This is a genomic window from Streptomyces sp. NPDC052020, assembly GCF_040680575.1.
Classification (GTDB): domain Bacteria; phylum Actinomycetota; class Actinomycetes; order Streptomycetales; family Streptomycetaceae; genus Streptomyces.
Genome location: NZ_JBFAWY010000011.1, coordinates 179,859 through 198,385 on the forward strand (window position 1 = coordinate 179,859; position 18,527 = coordinate 198,385).

General features: G+C 73.5%; 20 protein-coding genes. 12 read left to right on the top strand and 8 right to left on the bottom strand.

The genetic code is table 11. The annotated features are described in order from the left end of the window. Positions 1-49: 49 nt before the first annotated feature. The gene (locus AB0L74_RS14500) at positions 50-622 is read right to left on the bottom strand and encodes an XRE family transcriptional regulator (RefSeq protein ID WP_365650500.1); all 573 of its coding nucleotides are present in this window, start codon (positions 620-622) and stop codon (positions 50-52) included. A gap of 76 nt (positions 623-698) precedes the next feature. On the opposite strand from AB0L74_RS14500, the gene AB0L74_RS14505 reads away from it, so the two are divergent. From AB0L74_RS14505 to AB0L74_RS14525, 5 genes are all read left to right on the top strand, one after another. Further along, positions 699-1,706, top strand: a complete 1,008-nt coding sequence (locus AB0L74_RS14505; RefSeq protein ID WP_365650503.1) for an NAD(P)/FAD-dependent oxidoreductase — start codon at positions 699-701, stop codon at positions 1,704-1,706. A 29-nt stretch (positions 1,707-1,735) separates the two neighbouring features. Beyond that, the gene (locus AB0L74_RS14510) at positions 1,736-3,274 is read left to right on the top strand and encodes an ATP-dependent DNA ligase (protein WP_365650506.1); all 1,539 of its coding nucleotides are present in this window, start codon (positions 1,736-1,738) and stop codon (positions 3,272-3,274) included. Beyond that, positions 3,271-3,744 carry an NUDIX domain-containing protein gene (locus tag AB0L74_RS14515; protein ID WP_365650509.1) on the top strand — a complete coding sequence of 158 codons (474 nt, stop codon included), beginning with the start codon at positions 3,271-3,273 and terminating at the stop codon, positions 3,742-3,744. The genes AB0L74_RS14510 and AB0L74_RS14515 overlap by 4 nt, the downstream gene beginning before the upstream one ends. 75 nt (positions 3,745-3,819) lie before the next feature. Then, positions 3,820-5,205 carry an NADP-dependent succinic semialdehyde dehydrogenase gene (locus AB0L74_RS14520; protein WP_365650512.1) on the top strand — a complete coding sequence of 462 codons (1,386 nt, stop codon included), beginning with the start codon at positions 3,820-3,822 and terminating at the stop codon, positions 5,203-5,205. Between the two features lie 25 nt (positions 5,206-5,230). Then, positions 5,231-5,467: a DUF6213 family protein gene (locus AB0L74_RS14525; RefSeq protein WP_029386670.1), complete on the top strand. Its 237-nt coding sequence runs from the start codon at positions 5,231-5,233 to the stop codon at positions 5,465-5,467. On the opposite strand, the gene AB0L74_RS14530 is transcribed toward AB0L74_RS14525, so the two are convergent. Continuing rightward, a complete protein-coding gene (locus AB0L74_RS14530) occupies positions 5,455-6,141 on the bottom strand; it encodes a transcriptional regulator (RefSeq protein ID WP_365650517.1) in 687 nt (228 codons plus the stop codon). The two genes, AB0L74_RS14525 and AB0L74_RS14530, sit on opposite strands and share 13 nt — an antisense overlap. A gap of 163 nt (positions 6,142-6,304) precedes the next feature. Beyond that, a complete protein-coding gene (locus AB0L74_RS14535) occupies positions 6,305-7,531 on the bottom strand; it encodes an acyl-CoA dehydrogenase family protein (protein ID WP_365650520.1) in 1,227 nt (408 codons plus the stop codon). Positions 7,532-7,719: 188 nt separating this feature from the next. Here AB0L74_RS14535 and AB0L74_RS14540 point away from each other — a divergent pair, with 188 nt between their 5' ends. Then, a complete protein-coding gene (locus AB0L74_RS14540; RefSeq protein WP_365650523.1) occupies positions 7,720-8,367 on the top strand; it encodes a TetR family transcriptional regulator in 648 nt (215 codons plus the stop codon). A 4-nt stretch (positions 8,368-8,371) separates the two neighbouring features. Here AB0L74_RS14540 and def read toward each other — a convergent pair whose 3' ends face one another. After that, complete coding sequence (gene def, locus AB0L74_RS14545; protein WP_365650526.1) at positions 8,372-8,911, bottom strand: peptide deformylase; 540 nt, start codon at positions 8,909-8,911, stop codon at positions 8,372-8,374. 160 nt (positions 8,912-9,071) lie between these two features. Here def and AB0L74_RS14550 point away from each other — a divergent pair, with 160 nt between their 5' ends. From AB0L74_RS14550 to AB0L74_RS14570, 5 genes are all read left to right on the top strand, one after another. Beyond that, the gene (locus tag AB0L74_RS14550; RefSeq protein WP_365650530.1) at positions 9,072-10,310 is read left to right on the top strand and encodes a MurT ligase domain-containing protein; all 1,239 of its coding nucleotides are present in this window, start codon (positions 9,072-9,074) and stop codon (positions 10,308-10,310) included. A gap of 25 nt (positions 10,311-10,335) precedes the next feature. Beyond that, positions 10,336-11,064 (top strand): type 1 glutamine amidotransferase, encoded by a 729-nt coding sequence (locus tag AB0L74_RS14555; RefSeq protein ID WP_029386664.1) that lies wholly within the window; start codon positions 10,336-10,338, stop codon positions 11,062-11,064. A 328-nt stretch (positions 11,065-11,392) separates the two neighbouring features. Next, positions 11,393-12,418 (top strand): 6-phosphofructokinase, encoded by a 1,026-nt coding sequence (locus AB0L74_RS14560; protein WP_365650534.1) that lies wholly within the window; start codon positions 11,393-11,395, stop codon positions 12,416-12,418. 127 nt (positions 12,419-12,545) lie between these two features. Further along, complete coding sequence (locus AB0L74_RS14565) at positions 12,546-13,496, top strand: cytochrome c oxidase assembly protein (protein WP_365650537.1); 951 nt, start codon at positions 12,546-12,548, stop codon at positions 13,494-13,496. A 166-nt stretch (positions 13,497-13,662) separates the two neighbouring features. Continuing rightward, on the top strand, positions 13,663-13,848 hold the full coding sequence (locus tag AB0L74_RS14570; protein WP_365650540.1) for a hypothetical protein: 186 nt from the start codon (positions 13,663-13,665) through the stop codon (positions 13,846-13,848). 3 nt (positions 13,849-13,851) lie between these two features. Here the strand turns inward: AB0L74_RS14570 and AB0L74_RS14575 are convergent, their stop codons facing one another. The 4 genes from AB0L74_RS14575 to AB0L74_RS14590 are packed head-to-tail and all read right to left on the bottom strand — an operon-like array spanning position 13,852 to position 17,912. Then, the gene (locus AB0L74_RS14575; protein ID WP_365650543.1) at positions 13,852-15,057 is read right to left on the bottom strand and encodes a histidine kinase; all 1,206 of its coding nucleotides are present in this window, start codon (positions 15,055-15,057) and stop codon (positions 13,852-13,854) included. Beyond that, positions 15,054-16,766: a cation acetate symporter gene (locus AB0L74_RS14580; RefSeq protein ID WP_365650546.1), complete on the bottom strand. Its 1,713-nt coding sequence runs from the start codon at positions 16,764-16,766 to the stop codon at positions 15,054-15,056. Before AB0L74_RS14580 ends, AB0L74_RS14575 begins: the two co-directional genes overlap by 4 nt. A gap of 16 nt (positions 16,767-16,782) precedes the next feature. Further along, positions 16,783-17,145, bottom strand: coding sequence for a hypothetical protein (locus AB0L74_RS14585; RefSeq protein ID WP_365650681.1), 363 nt, complete (start codon positions 17,143-17,145; stop codon positions 16,783-16,785). A 2-nt stretch (positions 17,146-17,147) separates the two neighbouring features. Next, complete coding sequence (locus tag AB0L74_RS14590; protein ID WP_365650549.1) at positions 17,148-17,912, bottom strand: LytTR family DNA-binding domain-containing protein; 765 nt, start codon at positions 17,910-17,912, stop codon at positions 17,148-17,150. Positions 17,913-17,989: 77 nt separating this feature from the next. Between AB0L74_RS14590 and AB0L74_RS14595 the strand changes: the two genes are divergently transcribed. Next, a complete protein-coding gene (locus AB0L74_RS14595; RefSeq protein ID WP_365650552.1) occupies positions 17,990-18,493 on the top strand; it encodes an Lrp/AsnC family transcriptional regulator in 504 nt (167 codons plus the stop codon). The last annotated feature ends 34 nt before the right edge of the window (positions 18,494-18,527 follow it).

Consider the following 18,527-nt stretch of genomic DNA (forward strand, 5'->3'; position numbering starts at 1 on the left):
GCCCCCGCCCCGCAGGACGCCGGCCGACGGGGGCCGGCGGCCGGCCGGGTCACGCCTTCTTCGGCCGCGCGCGCACGTGCATCCGCTCGCCCTGGGGGCCGAACAGGCTCAGGAACTCGACCGGCCCCTCCCCCGTCGACCCGAACCAGTGCGGCACGCGCGTGTCGAACTCGGCCGCCTCGCCGGCGCCGAGGACGATGTCGTGCTCGCCGAGCACCACCCGCAGTCGGCCCGACAGCACGTAGAGCCATTCGTATCCCTCGTGGCTGCGGGGGTCGGGCTCGGCCCTGCGCTGCGGTTCGAGCACCTTGAACGCCTGGAGGCCGCCGGGCTGGCGGGTGAGCGGCCAGTGGGTGCGCCCGTGCCGCACGATCGGCTCGGCCCGCACCCGCGGGTCCCCCACCGGCGGGGCGCCGACCAGTTCGTCCAGCGCCACCTGATGGGCCCGCGCGATCGGCAGCAGCAGCTCCAGGCTCGGCTTGCGCAGCCCGGACTCCAGTCGCGACAGCGTGCTCACCGAAATGCCGGTCGCCTCCGACAGCCCGGCCAGGGTCACCTCCCGCTCCTTGCGGATCCTGCGCAGCCTCGGTCCCACGCCCGCCAGAACATCGTCCGTCGTCATGGAGTTATTGCAAGTTCGGCAAACGTGTTTGTCAATCCCCCGCCCATCGGCGACCTTGTCGGTGGAGGTGGTAATCATGTTCGAGAACAACGCCGATCAGCACACCGATCAGCACACCGGCGCGCGGACCGTCCCGTCCGCCGGCCGCTACGACGTGGTCGTCGTCGGAGGCGGCGCGGCCGGGCTGTCCGCCGCCCTGGTCCTGGGCCGGGCGCGGCTGCGCACCCTGGTGGTCGACGCGGGCAAGCCGCGCAACGCGCCCTCGTCCCACATGCAGGGATACCTGTCGCGGGACGGCATGGCGCCCGCCGAGTTCCTCGCGCTCGGCCGGGAGGAGATCGCCCGGTACGGCGTCGAGCTGGTCCGGGACCGGGCCGTGGACGTCACCCGCGGCGAGGACTTCGCCGTGGCGCTGGGCGGCGGGCGCACCGTGCGCGCGCGCCGGCTGGTCGTCGCCACCGGGCTGAGGGACGAGCTGCCCGAGGTGCCCGGCGTCGCCGAGCGGTTCGGCCGGGACGTGCTGCACTGCCCGTTCTGCCACGGCTGGGAGGTGCGGGACGAGCCCTTCGGCGTGCTGGGCTCGGGACCGATGAGCGCGCACCAGGCTCTCCTCGTGTCCCGGTGGTCCAAGGACGTGACCCTCTTCCTGCACACTCTCGCCGAGGAGGAGCTGACCGACCTGGACCTGCGCCGCCTCGCCGCGGCCGGTGTCAAGGTGGTGCCGGGCGAGGTCGCCGGCCTCGTGGTCGAGGACGACCGGATCACCGGGGTGCGGCTCGCCGGGGGCGCCCCCGGTGGGGCAGGCCCGGTCCACGAGCTCTCCGTGGTCTTCGTCGCCCCGCGCGCCGTCCCGCGGACCGCGCTCCTGGAGAGGCTCGGCGCGCGGCTGGAGGAGACCCCGCACGGGGCCTACCCGGTGGTGGACGGGACCGGGCTGACGACCGTGCCCGGCGTGTGGGCGGCGGGCAACGCGACCGGCTTCACCGAGCAGGTGGTGCACGCCGCGAGCGGCGGCTACCGCGCGGCGACGGCGATCACCGGGGACCTGCTCATGGCCGATCTCGACGCGGCCCTGGGGGTGTAGGGCGGACGTGCGCGGTGCACCATGGCTGCATGCTGCTTGCCCGGCTGGCCCGAGTGTCCCGCGAGGTCGCCGCCGCCTCGGCGCGGTCCCGGAAGATCGCGCTGCTCGCGGAGCTGTTCCGGGACGCGGAGGCGGACGACGTGCCGGTGGTCATCCCGTACCTGGCGGGGCGGCTGCCGCAGGGCCGGCTGGGCGTCGGCTGGAAGGTGCTGGGCCGGCCGGTCGAACCGGCCGCCGGCCCCAGCCTGACCGTGCGCGAGACCGACGCCCTGCTCACCGAGCTCGGCACGGTCTCGGGCCCTGGATCCCAGGGCGAACGGACCCGGCTGGTGGGTGAGTTGATGGGCCGGGCCACCGAGGACGAGCAACGCTTCCTGCGCGGGCTGCTCACCGGCGAGGTCCGGCAGGGCGCCCTGGACGCCGTGGCCGTCGAAGGGCTGGCGCAGGCCACCGGGGCACCGGCGGCGGACGTGCGGCGGGCGGTGATGCTCGCGGGTTCGCTCCAGACGGTGGCCGCCGCGCTGCTCGCCGGCGGGCCGGGCGCGCTGGACCGGTTCCGGCTCACCGTGGGCCGCCCGGTGCTGCCGATGCTCGCGCACAGCGCCTCCTCGGTCGCCGAGGCCGTCGAGAAGCTCGGGGCCTGCGCGGTGGAGGAGAAACTGGACGGCATCCGCGTCCAGGTGCACCGGGACGGCGGCACGGTCCGGGTCCACACCCGCACCCTGGACGACATCACCGACCGGCTGCCCGAGGTGACCTCGGCCGCGCTCGCCCTGCCGGGCGAGCGGTTCATCCTGGACGGCGAGGTGATCTCCTTCGGCTCCGACGGGCGCCCCCGCTCGTTCCAGGAGACCGCCGGGCGCGTCGGCTCCCGCACGGACGTCGCCACGGCGGCGCGGGCGGTCCCCGTCTCCCCCGTGTTCTTCGACGCGCTCTCCGTCGGCGACCGGGACCTGCTCGACCTGCCGCTGACCGAACGGCACGCGGAGCTGGCCCGCCTGGTCCCGGAGCCGATGCGGGTGCGGCGGACGGTCGTCTCCGGTCCAGGGGACGCCCGGCGGGCGGAGGAGTTCCTCGCCGGCGCCCTCGGGCGCGGCCACGAGGGCGTCGTCGTCAAGGCCCTCGACGCGCCCTACAGCGCGGGCCGGCGCGGCGCCTCCTGGCTGAAGGTCAAGCCGGTGCACACCCTGGACCTGGTCGTCCTGGCCGCCGAGTGGGGGCACGGCCGCCGCACCGGCAGACTGTCCAACCTGCACCTGGGCGCCCGCACCGCCGACGGCGCGTTCGCCATGCTCGGCAAGACCTTCAAGGGCATGACCGACGCGCTGCTGGCCTGGCAGACCGAGCGGCTTCAGGAGCTGGCCGTCGAGCACCACGGCTGGGGGGTGACCGTACGCCCCGAGCTCGTCGTGGAGATCGCCTACGACGGCCTCCAGCGCTCGACCCGCTATCCGGCCGGCGTCACCCTCCGCTTCGCCCGCGTGGTCCGCTACCGCGAGGACAAGCGCCCCGAGGAGGCGGACGCGGTGGAGGACCTGCTCGCCGCCCACCCGGAGATGCGGCCGTGACCGAGCCCGCCGGCAAGCGCAGCGCCGGCCTGCTGCTCCACCGCCGGGCCGGCGACGGCCCGGAGGTGCTGCTCGGACACATGGGCGGCCCGTTCTTCGCCCGCCGCGACGCCGGGGCGTGGACGATCCCGAAGGGCGAGTACGGCCCGGACGAGACCGCCTGGGATGCGGCCCGGCGCGAGTTCGAGGAGGAGCTCGGGCTGCCGCCGCCCGACGGCGAGGCGGTACCGCTCGGCGAGGTCCGGCAGGCGGGCGGCAAGATCGTGACGGCCTGGGCGGTCGAGGCCGACCTGGACCCGGCGACGATCGCCCCCGGCACCTTCCGCATGGAGTGGCCGCCGCGGTCGGGGCGGATCCAGGAGTTCCCCGAGCTGGACCGGGTGGCGTGGTTCGGGCTGGACCGGGCCGCGGAGGTGATCGTGAAGGCGCAGGCCGCGTTTCTCGACCGGCTGGCGGAGCACTCGCACTGACGGCACCCGTCCGCGTTGCGGCGGCCCGCGCGGCGCGCGAAGGTCGAAGCACAGTCTGCTCCAGGGAGGCAAGCCATGCCCATCGCCACGGTGAACCCGGCCAACGGCGAGACGCTCAGGACGTACGACCCCATGGACGAGGACGAGATCGAGCGCCGCCTCCAGCTCGCCGAGGCCACCTTCCGCACCTACCGGACGACGACGTTCGAGCAACGCGCCCGGCTGATGCACACCGCCGCCGGCCTGCTGGAGGAGGACCAGCGGGAGATCGGCCGCGTGATCACGACCGAGATGGGCAAGCCGGTCGCACAGGCGCGCGCGGAGGCCGCCAAGTGCGCCAAGGCGCTGCGCTGGTACGCCGACCACGCCGCGGAGCTGCTCGCCGACGAGGAGCCGGCCGCGGCCGACGTGAAGGACTCCGGCGCCTCCCGCGTGCTGGTCCGCTACCGGCCGATGGGCCCGGTCCTCGCGGTGATGCCGTGGAACTTCCCGCTGTGGCAGGTGATCCGGTTCGCCGGACCCGCGCTGATGGCGGGCAACGTGGGCCTGCTCAAGCACGCCTCCAACGTGCCGCAGACCGCCCTGTACCTGGAGGACCTGTTCCACCGGGCGGGCTTCCCCGAGGGCTGCTTCCAGACCCTGCTGATCGGCTCCGCCCAGGTCGACGACGTCCTGCGCGACGAGCGGGTCAGGGCGGCCACCCTCACCGGCAGCGAGCCCGCGGGCCGCGCGGTCGCCTCCACCGCCGGAGAGATGATCAAGAAGACGGTGCTGGAGCTGGGCGGCAGCGACCCCTTCATCGTGATGCCGTCGGCCGACCTGGACCGGGCCGCCGAGGTCGCCGTGAACGCGCGCTGCCAGAACGCCGGGCAGTCCTGCATCGCCGCCAAGCGGTTCATCGTGCACGCCGACGTCTACGACGCCTTCACCGAGCGGTTCGTCGCGGGCATGAAGGCCCTGAGGGTCGGTGACCCCATGGACGAGGAGACCGAGGTCGGTCCGCTCTCCAGCGAGCGGGGCCGCGAGGACCTGGCGGGGCTGGTGGAGGACGCGGTGCGGGGCGGCGCCACCGTCCTGTGCGGCGGCGAACGCCCCGACGGGCCCGGCTGGTACTACCCGCCGACCGTGCTGGCCGGCATCACCCGCGCGATGCGCGTCCACCGGGAGGAGGCGTTCGGCCCCGTCGCCACGCTGTACCGCGCCGCCGACCTGGACGAGGCGGTGCTGATCGCCAACGACACCGACTTCGGCCTGAGTTCGAACGTGTGGACGCGCGAGGAGGCCGACGTCGACCGATTCGTGCGGGACTTGGAGGCGGGCGGCGTCTACGTCAACGGGATGACGGCCTCGCACCCGGCCTTCCCGTTCGGCGGGGTGAAGCGCTCGGGGTACGGCCGTGAGCTGTCCGGGCACGGAATCCGCGAGTTCTGCAACATCACCACCGTGTGGCACGGAGCGTGAGGCTTCCGCGGCTACGATCCCTGGTGTGAACCGCGAAGTGACTCTGCCTCTGATCGTCGACGACCGCGGTACCTTGCAGGTGGCTGCGGCCGACGTGAGCAAACTGCTGCGTACCGTGGGCGGGCGGTGGCTGCGTCTGGTGGAGGCCGGGCAGGACGGGCTGGACGAGGACACCGTCGCCGCGCTCACCATCGAGCTGGCCAAGCTCGCGGACCGGATCGACGTTGCCTGCATCGCCCACAGCAGCGGTCAGTCGACCTGACTCGGCTGCCCCCGCTCCCGCTCCCACAGGGTGTGCCAGAACATGGCCTCGTAGCTCTGGAGCAGCCGCCCGTAGCGGTGGACGAGCCGCTCGCTCAGCCGCCCCGCGTCCAGCGCCCGCTGCACCGCCGCCGTCGCCTGCCGCTCCAGCAGGGGCGAGGGCTCCGCGAAGAAGTCGAAGAAGGCGCACGCCTCGCCGGAGAGGCCGTAATGGCGGCGGAGCGCGGCGGCGATCATCGCGCAATAGCCGCCCCAGGCGGAGAAGTTGGCGTGCAGGGCGAGCACCACCTCGGCCGGTGAGCCGTTCAGCGCCAGCCAGGCCACGTAGGCCGGGTACGCCTGGCAGCCCGGCAGCGGGTCGTAGCCGACCGCCCGGTCCTCGGTCACGCCGCAGGCCGCCGCGAACGCCTCCAGCCGCTCCCCGGCCAGCGCCTCGCCCTCGGCGAGCGTGGTGAAGTACGCGGCGGTCTCCGGGGCGTCGGCGGCGCGTTCCGCCAGGTACTGGAAGGAGCGGCGGTCCGCGTCGATCACCCACCGCTGTTCCAGCGCGAGCGCGGTGAGCGTGTCCCGGCCGGCCGCGCCCCGCGCCACCAGCGGCACGAGCCGGTTGGCGTGCGGGTCCGGGGCCAGTTTCCCGGTGGTCGTCGCCAGCAGTTCGCGGGCCGTCCGGGTCATCGCGTCCTCCTTCGGTCGGGCTGCGCGGTGCCGACGGGTGTCCCGGTCGGTGCCGCTCCGGCTCTCCAGCGTCGCCGGGACGGAGCCGTCCGGCGAGAGAACGCCGCCCCGCCGGGTGACCCCGGGGACGAACACCCCCAGGGTCCTGCCCGCCGGGCGGCCCCTATCGGATCGGCATCCCCGACAGCGTGCGGGCGATCACCAGCCGCTGGATCTCACTGGTGCCTTCGAAGATGGTGTAGATCGCCGCGTCGCGGTGCATCCGCTCCACCGGGTACTCCCGCGTGTACCCGTTGCCGCCCAGGATCTGGATCGCCTGGGCGGTGACCTTCTTCGCCGTCTCGCTGGCGAACAGCTTGGACATCGAGCCCTCGGCCGCGGTGAACGGCTTGCCGTTGATCGCCATCCACGAGGCGCGCCACACCAGCAGGCGGGCGGCGTCTATCCGGGTGCGCATGTCGGCGAGCTGGAAGGCGACGCCCTGGTTGTCGATGATGGGCCGGCCGAACTGCTCCCGCGTCCGCGCGTACTCCAGCGCCACCTCGTACGCGGCCCGGGCGGTGCCCACCGCCATCGCGCCGACCGCCGGGCGGGACGCCTCGAAGGTCGCCATCGCGGCGTTCTTCACGCGCTCACCGCCCTTCTTCGCCCTCTCACGGGCGCGGGCGAGCCGCTCGTCCAGCCTCTCCTTGCCGCCGAGCAGGCAGGAGCCGGGGACCCGCACGTCGTCGAGGATGACCTCGGCGGTGTGGGAGGCGCGGATGCCGTGCTTCTTGAACTTCTGCCCCTGGGACAGACCCGGGGTGTTCGGCGGGACGATGAAGGAGGCGTGGCCCTTGGAGCCCAGCTCCGGGTCGACGACGGCGACGACCACGTGGACGTTGGCGATGCCGCCGTTGGTCGCCCACGTCTTGGTGCCGTTGATCACCCACTCGTCCTTGGCCTCGTCGTAGACGGCCCGGGTGCGCATGGAGGCCACGTCGGAGCCGGCGTCGGGCTCGGAGGAGCAGAAGGCGGCGACCTTGACGTCCTGGGTGTCGCCGTACATCTGGGGGATCCAGGTGCCGATCTGCTCCTCGGTGCCGTTGGCGAGGACGCCGACCGCGGCCAGGCCGGTGCCGACGATCGACAGGGCGATGCCCGCGTCTCCCCAGAACAGCTCCTCCATCGTCATGGGGATGCCGAGGCCGGTGGCGTCGAAGTACTGCTGGGCGTAGAAGTCGAGGGAGTAGATGCCGACCTTCGCGGCCTCCTGGATGACCGGCCAGGGGGTCTCCTCGCGCTCGTCCCACTCGGCGGCGGCGGGGCGGATCACGTCGGCGGCGAAGCCATGGAGCCAGTCCCGGACCTCCTTCTGCTCGTCGTTGAGCTCCATGGTGAACTCGGCCATGTCCCCTCCAGCGGCGCACGTGCGTGTTACTTGCGGTAACGCCGAGTCTGTTACCGCCCGGTAGGAAAAGTCAACAGCTCACGGCCCCCGCCCGGCCTCCCCCGCCGTCCGGGGCACGGTCCGGCACGAGGCGCCGTCAGTGTTAGTTTGCGCAGGCGTCACCGAATCAGCACGGGTGGGGAGAGCACATGGACACCACGCAGCGGGCCGATCAGCAGCGGTCCGCCGACCGCCGACGGCGGGAGCTGCTGGAGGCCGCCGACCGGGTGGTGCTGCGCGACGGCCCGCAGGCCTCCATGAACGCCATCGCCGCCGAGGCGGGCATCACCAAGCCGATCCTCTACCGGCACTTCGGCGACAAGGGCGGGCTGTACGCCGCGCTCGCCCAGCGGCACACCGACGCCCTCCTCGACTCGCTGCGGGCGGCCCTGGACGCCCCCGCCGAGCGCAGGCAACGGGTGGAGTCCACCCTCGACACCTATCTGGCGGCCATAGAGGCGCGCCCCCAGGTGTACCGCTTCCTCATGCATCCGGCCGAGGGCAGCGCCGCCCAGGGCGAGCAGGGCTTCGACGTCGGCAAGCACTCCGCGCCGCTGCTGCGCCGCATGGGCGAGGAGCTGGCCCGGGTCATCGAGGAGCGGGTCGACCTCGGTCCGGACAGCCGGCAGCTGGCGCGGGTGTGGGGCCACGGCATCGTCGGCATGATGCACGCCGCCGGGGACTGGTGGCTCGGGGAACGGCCCTGCTCCCGCGAGGAGTTGGTGCGCGGCCTGGCGGACCTGCTGTGGGGCCGCCTGGCGGCGGCGGGCGACCGGGCCGGCGGGCCCGGCTTCTGAGCCGTCACCGGCTCCAGGGCGCCCGCGCGGCCTTCCGCATCAGCCGGCGGTGCCGCCACCCGGTGAGCCGGTCCGCGTACACCCGCCCGTCCAGGTGGTCGCACTCGTGCTGCAAGCACCGGGCGAAGAAGCCGGTGCCGCGGATCGTCACCGGCTCACCGGTCACGGTGAACCCCTCGACCACGGCATGGTCGTACCGCTCGGTCCCCGCCTCCAGGCCCGGCAGTGACAGGCAGCCCTCCGGCCCCCGCACCACCACCCCGCCCGTCTCCACCAGGCGCGGGTTCACCACGTGGCCGAGGTGGCGGACGTCCTCGTCGTCCGGGCAGTCGTAGACGAACACCCGCACCCCCTCGCCGACCTGGTTGGCGGCCAGGCCGACGCCCCGGGAGGCGTACATGGTCGCGAACAAGTCCTCCACCAGGCGGGCCAGTTCCGGCCCGAAGCCGGCGGCCTCCGCGCAGGGGGTGTGCAGGACGGGGTCGCCGAGGAGGGTGAGGGGCCGTACGCGCCCGCGGGCGCCCGGGATCGTGCCGTGTCGCATGGCGGCAAGAGTAAGGTCCACTCGTCCCGCACCCGCCGCGCGGTCCGCCCCGCGGTGCCGGGATTCGGGAGTGCCGGGGGATCTCGATAGGCTGAGGTCCACACCACGTGGCCGTCAGGCTTCAAGAGCGCGGCGCGTACGCAAGGAGGATCGAGAACTGATGGCAGGCAACTCGGACCCGCTCACGCCGCGGGCCAAGCTGGCCGTGACGGCGGGCAAGGCGGTCGCGGCGGCATCCCGCGCCGCGGGGCGCGGCAGCGGTTCGGTGATCGGCGGCCGGGTGGCCCTCAAGCTCGACCCCGACCTGCTCGCCCGGCTCGCCCAGAACCTGGACGTCGTCCTGGTCTCGGCGACCAACGGCAAGACCACCACCACCCGGCTCATCGCCGAGGCGCTGCGGGCCGCGGGCCCGGTCGTCTCCAACGCGCTCGGCGCCAACATGCCCGCCGGCATCACCTCGGCCCTCGCGGGCGGCTCGGACGCCCGGTACGGCGTGATCGAGGTCGACGAGAAGTACCTCGCGGGCGTCGCCCGGGACACCGACCCCAAGTGCATCGCGCTGCTCAACCTCTCCCGCGACCAGCTCGACCGCGCCGCCGAGACCCGCATGCTCGCCGAGAACTGGCGGGAGGGCCTGGCCGGTTCCAAGGCCGTCCTCGTGGCCAACTGCGACGACCCGCTGGTGGTGTGGGCCGCGTCCTCCTCCCCCAACGTGGTCTGGGTCGCCGCCGGGCAGATGTGGAAGGACGACGCCTGGTCCTGCCCCGCCTGCGGCGGTGTGATGCAGCGCCCGGGCGACGACTGGTTCTGCGGCGAGTGCGGCTTCCGCCGCCCCACCCCGAGCTGGGCCCTGTCCGGCGACCACGTCCTGGACCCGCACGGCTCCGCCTGGCCGATCCACCTCCAGCTGCCGGGCCGCGCCAACAAGGCCAACGCCGCCTCCTCCGCGGCCGTCGCCGCCGTCTTCGGCGTGCCGCCGCAGGTCGCCCTGGAGCGCATGTACCAGGTGCAGGCGGTCGCCGGGCGCTACGACGTGGTCCAGTTCCAGGGCCGCGACCTGCGTCTGCTGCTGGCGAAGAACCCGGCCGGCTGGCTGGAGACGTTCTCCCTGATCGACCCGCCGCCGACCCCGGTCATCCTCTCGGTGAACGCGCGCGGCGCCGACGGCACCGACACCTCCTGGCTGTGGGACGTCGACTACACGCGGCTGACCGGCCACCCGATCTGTGTCATCGGCGACCGGAAGCTGGACCTCGCGGTGCGTCTGGAGGTCGCCAACCAGCAGTTCCAGGTGTGCGACACCCTCGACCAGGCGGTGCAGCTGTGCCCGCCGGGCCGGATCGAGGTCATCGCCAACTACACGGCCTTCCAGGATCTGCGCCGCCGCGTCGGCAACTGACCACGACACCTGTAGGGGACTTGAAGTGAGCGACAACCAGCTGCGGGTCGTCTGGATCTACCCGGACCTGCTCAGCACCTACGGCGACCAGGGCAACGTCCTGGTCGTGGAGCGCCGGGCCCGGCAGCGCGGCCTGGACGTGGCGCGGCTCGACGTGCGCAGCGACCAGCCGATCCCGACCTCCGGTGACATCTACCTCATCGGCGGCGGCGAGGACCGGCCGCAGCGGCTCGCGGCCGAGCGGCTGCGGCGCGACGGCGGTCTGCACCGGGCCGTGGAGAACGGCGCCATCGTGTTCTCGGTGTGCGCCGGCTACCAGATCCTCGGCCACGAGTTCATCAACGACCTCGGCCAGCGCGAGCCCGGCCTCGGCCTGCTCGACGTGGTGTCGGTGCGCGGCGAGGGCGCCCGGTGCGTGGGCGACGTGCTCGGGGACATCGACCCGCGGCTGGGCCTGCCCCCGCTGACGGGCTTCGAGAACCACCAGGGCGTCACCCACCTGGGCCCGACCGCCCGACCGCTCGCCCAGGTCCGCTTCGGCAACGGCAACGGCACCGGCGACGGCACGGAGGGCGCGTACAACGACACGGTCTTCGGGACCTACATGCACGGACCCGTGCTGGCGCGCAACCCGCTGATCGCGGACCTGCTGCTGAAGCTGGCCCTGGACGTGAACGCGCTGCCGCCGACCGACGACCGCTGGTACGAGGCGCTGCGCGAGGAGCGCATCGCGGCTGCGCAGCAGCCTGCGTAAGCACCGTTGCGCAGCAGCCTGCGTAAGCACCGCTGCGCGGCAGCCCGCGCAAGCACCGCTGCGCGGCAGCCCGCGCAAGCACCGCTGCGCGGCGGCCCGCGTGAGCGCTGCCGCGCCGTAGTCGGCGTGGAACTCTCGTCTGCGTAAACCCTCCGTCCACGTACGCGTCGACGGCCCGTCTGACGCCCCGTCCGCACAGGTGAGCGGGGGCGTCCAGCAGGCGGACGCGTGGTTCGGCCCCGCCGCCCGATGCCGCTAGGGTGGCGGGGATCGAGCCGGACAGCGCGGTCCGGTCCCCCGTGCCCATGTTGAGAAGGTATTTCGGGCTATGCGCATTGGTGTCCTCACGTCCGGCGGCGACTGCCCCGGCCTGAACGCCGTCATCCGGTCCGTCGTGCACCGCGCCGTCGTCGACCACGGCGACGAGGTCATCGGTTTCCGGGACGGCTGGAAAGGCCTCCTGGAGTGCGACTACCTCAAGCTCGACCTCGACGCGGTGGGCGGCATTCTCGCCCTCGGCGGCACCATCCTCGGTTCCTCCCGGGTCCGCCCCGAGCATCTGCGGGACGGCGTGGAGCGGGCCCGCGGGCACGTCCGTGAGCTGGGCCTCGACGCGATCATCCCGATCGGCGGCGAGGGCACCCTGAAGGCGGCCCGTCTGCTGTCCGACAGCGGTCTGCCGATCGTCGGGGTGCCGAAGACCATCGACAACGACATCGCGGTCACGGACGTCACCTTCGGCTTCGACACGGCCGTCACCGTGGCGACCGAGGCCCTGGACCGGCTGAAGACCACCGCGGAGTCCCACCAGCGGGTGCTGATCGTGGAGGTCATGGGCCGTCACACCGGCTGGATCGCGCTGCACTCCGGCATGGCGGCCGGCGCCCACGCCGTCGTCGTGCCCGAGCGGCCCTTCGACATCGACGAGCTGACCGCCAAGGTCGGCGAGCGCTTCGAGGCGGGCAAGCGGTTCGCGATCGTCGTCGCCGCCGAGGGCGCCAAGCCGAAGCCCGGGACCATGGAGTTCGACGAGGGCGGCAAGGACGTCTACGGCCATGAGCGCTTCGCCGGCATCGCCCGCCAGCTCTCCCTGGAGCTGGAGCGGCGCCTGGGCAAGGAGGCCCGGCCGGTGATCCTCGGGCACGTCCAGCGGGGCGGCACGCCGACGGCGTACGACCGGGTGCTGGCCACCCGTTTCGGGTGGCACGCCGTGGAGGCGGCGCACCGCGGGGACTTCGGCCGGATGACCGCGCTGCGCGGCACCGACATCGTGATGGTGCCGCTGGCCGAGGCCGTCGAGACGCTCAAGACGGTGCCCGCGCAGCGGTACGCCGAGGCGGAGTGCGTCCTGTAGAGCGTACGACGGCGCGTCCCGCGCCGAGCGTCGTCCAAGCCGCCCCCGGTCGCAGCCGCGACCGGGGGCGGTTCTACTCTTGGGGCGGACAGACAGCGCTCAACCCCCACGAAACAGGAGCCGGCGGATGGATCACAGCGGGCACGGCATGACGATGGACCTGCCGCCGTTCACGCTGGGACGGGGTCTCGAATGGTCCGCGGACCCCTTCTTTCTCGTCGCCTGCCTCCTGGGCCTGGCGCTGTACGGCTGGGGCGTGGCCCGCCTGGTGCGGCGCGGCGACAAGTGGCCGGTGGGCCGGACGGTCGCCTACGCGGCGGGCGTGCTGAGCATCGGGCTGATGATGTGCACCAAGCTGAACGACTACGGCATGGTCATGTTCAGCGTGCACATGGTGCAGCACATGGTGATCAGCATGGTGTCGCCGATCCTGATCCTGCTCGGCGCCCCGATCACGCTGGCGCTGCGTGCCCTGCCGACGGCGAGCCGCGGCCGCAAGGGGCCGCGCGAGCTGCTGCTGATGCTGCTGCACAGCCGCTACATGCGGATCATCACCCACCCCGCGTTCACCATCCCGCTGTTCATCGCGAGCCTGTACGGGCTGTACTTCACCCCGCTCTTCGACTTCCTGATGGACACCCGGCCGGGACACATCGCGATGATGGTCCACTTCCTCGCCGTCGGTGTCGTCTTCTTCTGGCCGATCATGGGCATCGACCCGGGTCCGCACCGGCCCGGCCATCTGATGCGCATGCTGGAGCTGTTCGCGGGCATGCCGTTCCACGCCTTCTTCGGCATCGCGCTGATGATGGGCTCCACGCCCATGGTCGGCACCTTCCGCCATCCGCCCGCCTCGCTGGGCATCGACGCCCTGTCGGACCAGAACGCGGCGGGCGGCATCGCCTGGGCCTTCAGCGAGATCCCGTCGGTCCTGGTGCTCATCGCGCTGCTGTTCCAGTGGTACGCCTCGGAGGAGCGCCAGGCCCGGCGCAAGGACCGGGCCGCCGACCGCGACGGCGACAAGGAGCTCGAGGAGTACAACGCCTATCTGGCCTCACTGAACGCCCGCGGGAGCTGAAGGGCTGCGCGCCGCACACCCCGCCGGGGAGGCCGCCACGCGTGCCAGGCGGCCTCCCGGACGGGCGCGGGACCCGCGAAATCCGGCACACATCTCGCGGTCCGCGCCGTAGGAACGCGGAACCGGGGCACCATGGAGGGCAACGGACCATGAGGAGGGTGTCGCGATGCCCGGTTCCACGGACGGTTCCACGGACGGTTCCACGAAGACGATGGGGGTGCTCACCGTCGGCGGTCTCGTCGCGGTGACGGCCTACACGGTGGCGCTCGGCAGCAACGGCTGGCTGTGGTTCGGCTGGGTCGTCCTGGGTCTGATCACCCTCGGCATGATCGCCACCGCACGGAGCACCTGAGGGTCACGCGCGGCCCGGCCGGCCCGCGGGGTGCACGCCCGGCTGGTATTTCGGCAGCCGGACCGTGATCTTCATGCCGGCGCCGACGGCGGTCTCGATCACGAGGCCGTGCGCGTCTCCGTAGACCTGGCGGAGGCGGTCGTCGACGTTGGACAGGCCGATGCCGCCCGAGGGGCTCTCCTCGCCGGCGAGGATGCGGCGCAGCAGGCCGGGGTCCATCCCGGCGCCGTCGTCCTCGATGACGACGAGCGCCTCGGCGCCCGTGTCCTGCGCGGTGATCCGGATGTGGCAGGTGCCGGAGGTGCCCTCCAGGCCGTGTTTGACGGCGTTCTCGACGAGGGGCTGGAGGCAGAGGAAGGGCAGGGCGACCGGCAGGACCTCGGGGGCGATCTGCAGGGTGACGGCCAGGCGGTCGCCGAAGCGTGCCCGGACCAGCGCCAGGTAGTGGTCGATGGCGTGGAGCTCGTCGGCGAGGGTGGTGAAGTCCCCGTGCCGGCCGAACGAGTAGCGGGTGAAGTCGGCGAACTCCAGGAGCAGCTCGCGGGCGCGCTCGGGGTCGGTGCGGACGAACGAGGCGATCACCGCGAGCGAGTTGAAGACGAAGTGCGGGGAGATCTGCGCGCGCAGCGCCTTGATCTCGGCCTCGATGAGGCGGGTGCGGGACCGGTCCAGGTCGGCCAGTTCCAGCTGGACCGAGACCCAGCGGGCCACCTCCCCCGCCGCCCGGACCAGCACCGCCGACTCGCGGGGCGCGCAGGCCACCAGCGCGCCGTGCACCCGGTCGTCCACGGTGAGCGGGGCGACGACGGCCCAGCGCGCCGCGCAGCCGGGACGGTCGCAGACGAGCGGGAAGGCCTCGCCGCGGCCGGTCTCGAGCGGTCCGGCGAGGCGTTCCATGATCTCGGTGCGGTGGTGGGCGCCCGCGCCGTCCCAGACGAGGACCCGCTCGGTGTCCGTCAGGCACAAGGCGTCGGTGCCCAGCAGCGAGCGCAGCGTACGGGCGGCCTTGCGGGCGGTCTCCTCGGTCAGGCCCGCCCGCAGCGGGGGCGCGGCCAGGGAGGCGGTGTGCAGGGTCTGGAAGGTGGCGTGCTCCACCGGGGTGCCGAGCCCGGCGAGGCTCCCGGGCCGCGCCGTGCGCCGCCCCAGCCAGAAACCGGCCGCCAGCAGCGGCAGGACGGCCGCGCACAGGCCGGCCAGGAAGCCGCTCACGTGGTCACCTCCGTGCGCAGTTCCTCGGGCAGGTGGAAGCGGGCCAGGACCGCCGCCGTCCCGGCCGGCACCCGGCCCGGCGTGGCGAGCGAGACCAGCACCATGGTGAGGAAGGCCAGGGGTACCGACCACAGCGCGGGCCAGGCCAGCAGGGCGTGCGGCACCCCGCCGCGCGGGAGTCCGGCCATGGTCGCGGCGACGGCGATCAGGGCGGAGCCGCCGCCGACCAGCATCCCGGCCGCGGCGCCGGGCGGGGTCAGCCGCCGCCACCAGATGCCGAGGACCAGCAGCGGGCAGAAGGACGAGGCGGACACGGCGAAGGCGAGGCCCACGGCGTCGGCGGCCGGCAGCCCGCCGACCAGGACGCTCGCCGCGAGCGGGACGGCCATGGCAAGCACCGTGCCGAGCCGGAAGTGCCGTACGCCGCGCGCGGGCAGCACGTCCTGGGTGAGGACGCCGGCCACGGCCATGGTCAGCCCGGACACCGTGGACAGGAACGCGGCGAAGGCTCCCCCGGCGACCAGGGCGCCGAGGAGGTCGCCGCCCGCTCCGCCGATCACGCGGCCGGGCAGCAGCAGGACGGCGGCGTCCGCGTCGCCGGTGAGGGCGAGCTCGGGGGCGTAGAGGCGGCCGAGGGCGCCGTAGACGGGGGGCAGCAGGTAGAAGGCGCCGACCAGGGCGAGGACGGCGACGGTGGTGCGGCGGGCGGCGACGCCGTGCGGGCTGGTGTAGAAGCGGACCACGACGTGCGGCAGGCCCATGGTGCCGAGGAAGGTGGCGAGGATCAGCCCGTAGGTGGCGTACAGCGGACGGTCCTCGCGGCTCTCGGCCCAGGAGGGCGAGAGGGCGTCTCCGGTGTCGCGTCCGGCTTCGGGGACCTCGGTGCCCGGCGCGAAGGTGAGGCGGGTGCCGGCGTCGACGCGGTGCGGGCCGGCGGGGAGGCGGAGGCGGGTGCCGTCGTGCTCACGGCCGTCGACGGTGCCGTCGACCGTGACGGTCAGGGGTGCCTTCAGGTCGAGGGTGAGCGTGTCCTCGACGCGGACGGCGCGCTGCTCGCGGAAGGCGGCCGGTTCGTCGAAGGCACGGCGGGGGGCGCCGTCGTCCTGCCAGGCCAGGACCAGGAAGAGGGCCGGGACGAGCAGCGCGGTGAGTTTGAGCCAGTACTGGAACGCCTGCACGAAGGTGATGCTGCGCATGCCGCCCGCGGCGACGGTGGCGGTGACGACGACGGCGACGATCAGACCGCCGAGCCAGGGGGGCGCTCCGGTCAGCACGGTGAGCGTCAGGCCGGCGCCCTGGAGCTGCGGCAGCAGGTAGAGCCAGCCGACGCCGACGACGAAGGCGCCCGCCAGCCGCCGTACCGCCGGGGAGGCGAGCCGGGCCTCGGCGAAGTCGGGCAGGGTGTAGGCGCCGGAGCGGCGCAGCGGGGCGGCGACGAAGAGGAGCAGGACCAGGTAGCCGGCGGTGTAGCCGACCGGATACCAGAGCATGTCGGGGCCCTGGACGAGGACCAGCCCGGCGATGCCGAGGAAGGAGGCGGCGGAGAGGTACTCGCCGCTGATCGCGGCGGCGTTCAGGCGGGGGCCGACGGTGCGGGAGGCGACGTAGAAGTCGGAGGTGGTGCGGGATATGCGCAGGCCGAAGGCGCCGACGAGGACGGTGGCGACGACGACGAGGGCGACGGCGGGGACGGCGTAGGCGGAGTTCATGGCGGGTGCGGGCGGTCTAGCGGTCCTCGACCAGCCGGACGAGGTCGCGTTCGTTGCGCTCGGCGCGGCGCACGTACCAGCGGGCGAGGAGGACGAGCGGGAGGTACAGGCCGAAGCCGAGGACGGCCCATTCCAGGCGCCGGGCGCCCGGCGCCGCCGCGAACAGCAGCGGCAGCGGGCCGACGAGGAGGCCGAGCACCGCCAGCGCGGTGAGGGCGGCGCGCAGCTGGGTGCGCATGAGCGAGCGGACGTAGGTGTGGCCGAGGGTGGTCTGCTCGTCGATCTCGGTGCGCGGGCGGTGGTGGCCCAGGGGGCGGCTGGCGCGGCGGGGCGGGCCCGTGACGACGACGCGGCGCTGGGCGGGGTCCTGGTGCGGCACCGTCACGGCCTCCTCATCAGCAGGTCCCGCAGCTCGCGGGCGTGCCGCCGGCTGACCTGGAGTTCCTCGCCGCCGACCAGGACGCTGACCGTGCCCGCGCCCAGGCGGAGTTCGCCGATGTGGCGCAGGGCGACCAGATGGCGGCGGTGGATGCGGACGAAGCCGCGGGAGCGCCAGCGTTCCTCCAGGGTGGACAGCGGGATGCGGACGAGGTGGCTGCCCTTGGCGGTGTGCAGGCGGGCGTAGTCGCCCCGGGCCTCGACGTGGGTGATGTCGTCGACGGCGACGAAGCGGGTGACACCGCCGAGTTCGACCGGGAGGTGGTCGGGGTCGGGCTCGTGCACGGGGATGCGGGGCGCGGGACCGCGCGGGTCGGTGCCGCGCAGTTCGGCGGCGCGGCGCACGGCCTCCCCCAGCCGTTCCCTGCGGACGGGTTTGAGGACGTAGTCGACGGCCTTGAGCTCGAACGCCTGGACCGCGAAGTCCTCGTGGGCGGTGACGAACACGACCAGCGGCGGCCGGGCGAAGCCGGTCAGCAGCCGGGCCAGGTCGAGGCCGTCCAGGCCCGGCATCTGGATGTCCAGGAAGACGACGTCGATCCCGTCGGGCCCGTCGGGGCCGCAGGCCAGCGCGCGGTTGATGCGGCGCAGCGCCTCGGTGGCGTCACCCGCGCCCTCCGCGCTGCCCACCCGCGGGTCGGCGTTGAGCAGGTAGAGCAGCTCCTCCAGGGAGGGGCGTTCGTCGTCGACAGCCAGGGCGCGCAGCATGAAGGTGGAGTGTAGGAGCAATCCGTACGCCTGCACACGTGCCCGGCGTGGACGTTCGCGCTGGATACAGTGCCCGCATGAACAGCAGGCCGACGCCTTTCGACGAGCTCGACCGGAAGATCATCACCGCGCTGATGGCGAACGCCAGGACGTCCTTCGCCGAGATCGGCGCGGGGATCGGGCTGTCCGCGACGGCGGTCAAGCGCCGGGTGGACCGGCTGCGGGAGACCGGGGTGATCACCGGGTTCACGGCGACGGTGAAGCCGTCGGCGCTGGGCTGGCGCACGGAGGCGTACGTGGAGGTGTACTGCGAGGGCGCGGCGCCGCCGCGGCGGCTGGCCGAGGTGGTGCGCAACCATCCGGAGATCACGGCGGCGATGACGGTGACCGGCGGGGCGGACGCGCTGCTGCATGTGCGGGCGCGGGACGTGGAGCACTTCGAGGAGGTGCTGGAGCGGATCCGCGCGGAGCCGTTCATCCGGAAGACGATCAGCGTGATGGTGCTGTCCCATCTGATTCCGGACAGTCCGGAGGCGGGGGCCAGTCAGCCGGCGCCGGAGAGCGCACCAGACATGCGCTGACCTGGGGAAGAACGCAGCATTCCTGCGTCGACAC

What these genes read in the sequence shown, in the direction of transcription:
- AB0L74_RS14530 (WP_365650517.1), bottom strand. Translation starts at nt 6,141, where the DNA reads ATGACCCGGACGGCCCGCGAACTGCTGGCGACGACCACCGGGAAACTG.
- AB0L74_RS14535 (WP_365650520.1), bottom strand. Translation starts at nt 7,531, where the DNA reads ATGGCCGAGTTCACCATGGAGCTCAACGACGAGCAGAAGGAGGTCCGG.
- AB0L74_RS14520 (WP_365650512.1), top strand. Translation starts at nt 3,820, where the DNA reads ATGCCCATCGCCACGGTGAACCCGGCCAACGGCGAGACGCTCAGGACG.
- AB0L74_RS14570 (WP_365650540.1), top strand. Translation starts at nt 13,663, where the DNA reads ATGCCCGGTTCCACGGACGGTTCCACGGACGGTTCCACGAAGACGATG.
- AB0L74_RS14565 (WP_365650537.1), top strand. Translation starts at nt 12,546, where the DNA reads ATGGATCACAGCGGGCACGGCATGACGATGGACCTGCCGCCGTTCACG.
- AB0L74_RS14505 (WP_365650503.1), top strand. Translation starts at nt 699, where the DNA reads ATGTTCGAGAACAACGCCGATCAGCACACCGATCAGCACACCGGCGCG.
- AB0L74_RS14590 (WP_365650549.1), bottom strand. Translation starts at nt 17,912, where the DNA reads ATGCTGCGCGCCCTGGCTGTCGACGACGAACGCCCCTCCCTGGAGGAG.
- AB0L74_RS14500 (WP_365650500.1), bottom strand. Translation starts at nt 622, where the DNA reads ATGACGACGGACGATGTTCTGGCGGGCGTGGGACCGAGGCTGCGCAGG.
- AB0L74_RS14540 (WP_365650523.1), top strand. Translation starts at nt 7,720, where the DNA reads ATGGACACCACGCAGCGGGCCGATCAGCAGCGGTCCGCCGACCGCCGA.
- AB0L74_RS14550 (WP_365650530.1), top strand. Translation starts at nt 9,072, where the DNA reads ATGGCAGGCAACTCGGACCCGCTCACGCCGCGGGCCAAGCTGGCCGTG.
- AB0L74_RS14510 (WP_365650506.1), top strand. Translation starts at nt 1,736, where the DNA reads ATGCTGCTTGCCCGGCTGGCCCGAGTGTCCCGCGAGGTCGCCGCCGCC.
- AB0L74_RS14580 (WP_365650546.1), bottom strand. Translation starts at nt 16,766, where the DNA reads ATGAACTCCGCCTACGCCGTCCCCGCCGTCGCCCTCGTCGTCGTCGCC.
- def (WP_365650526.1), bottom strand. Translation starts at nt 8,911, where the DNA reads ATGCGACACGGCACGATCCCGGGCGCCCGCGGGCGCGTACGGCCCCTC.
- AB0L74_RS14595 (WP_365650552.1), top strand. Translation starts at nt 17,990, where the DNA reads ATGAACAGCAGGCCGACGCCTTTCGACGAGCTCGACCGGAAGATCATC.
- AB0L74_RS14560 (WP_365650534.1), top strand. Translation starts at nt 11,393, where the DNA reads ATGCGCATTGGTGTCCTCACGTCCGGCGGCGACTGCCCCGGCCTGAAC.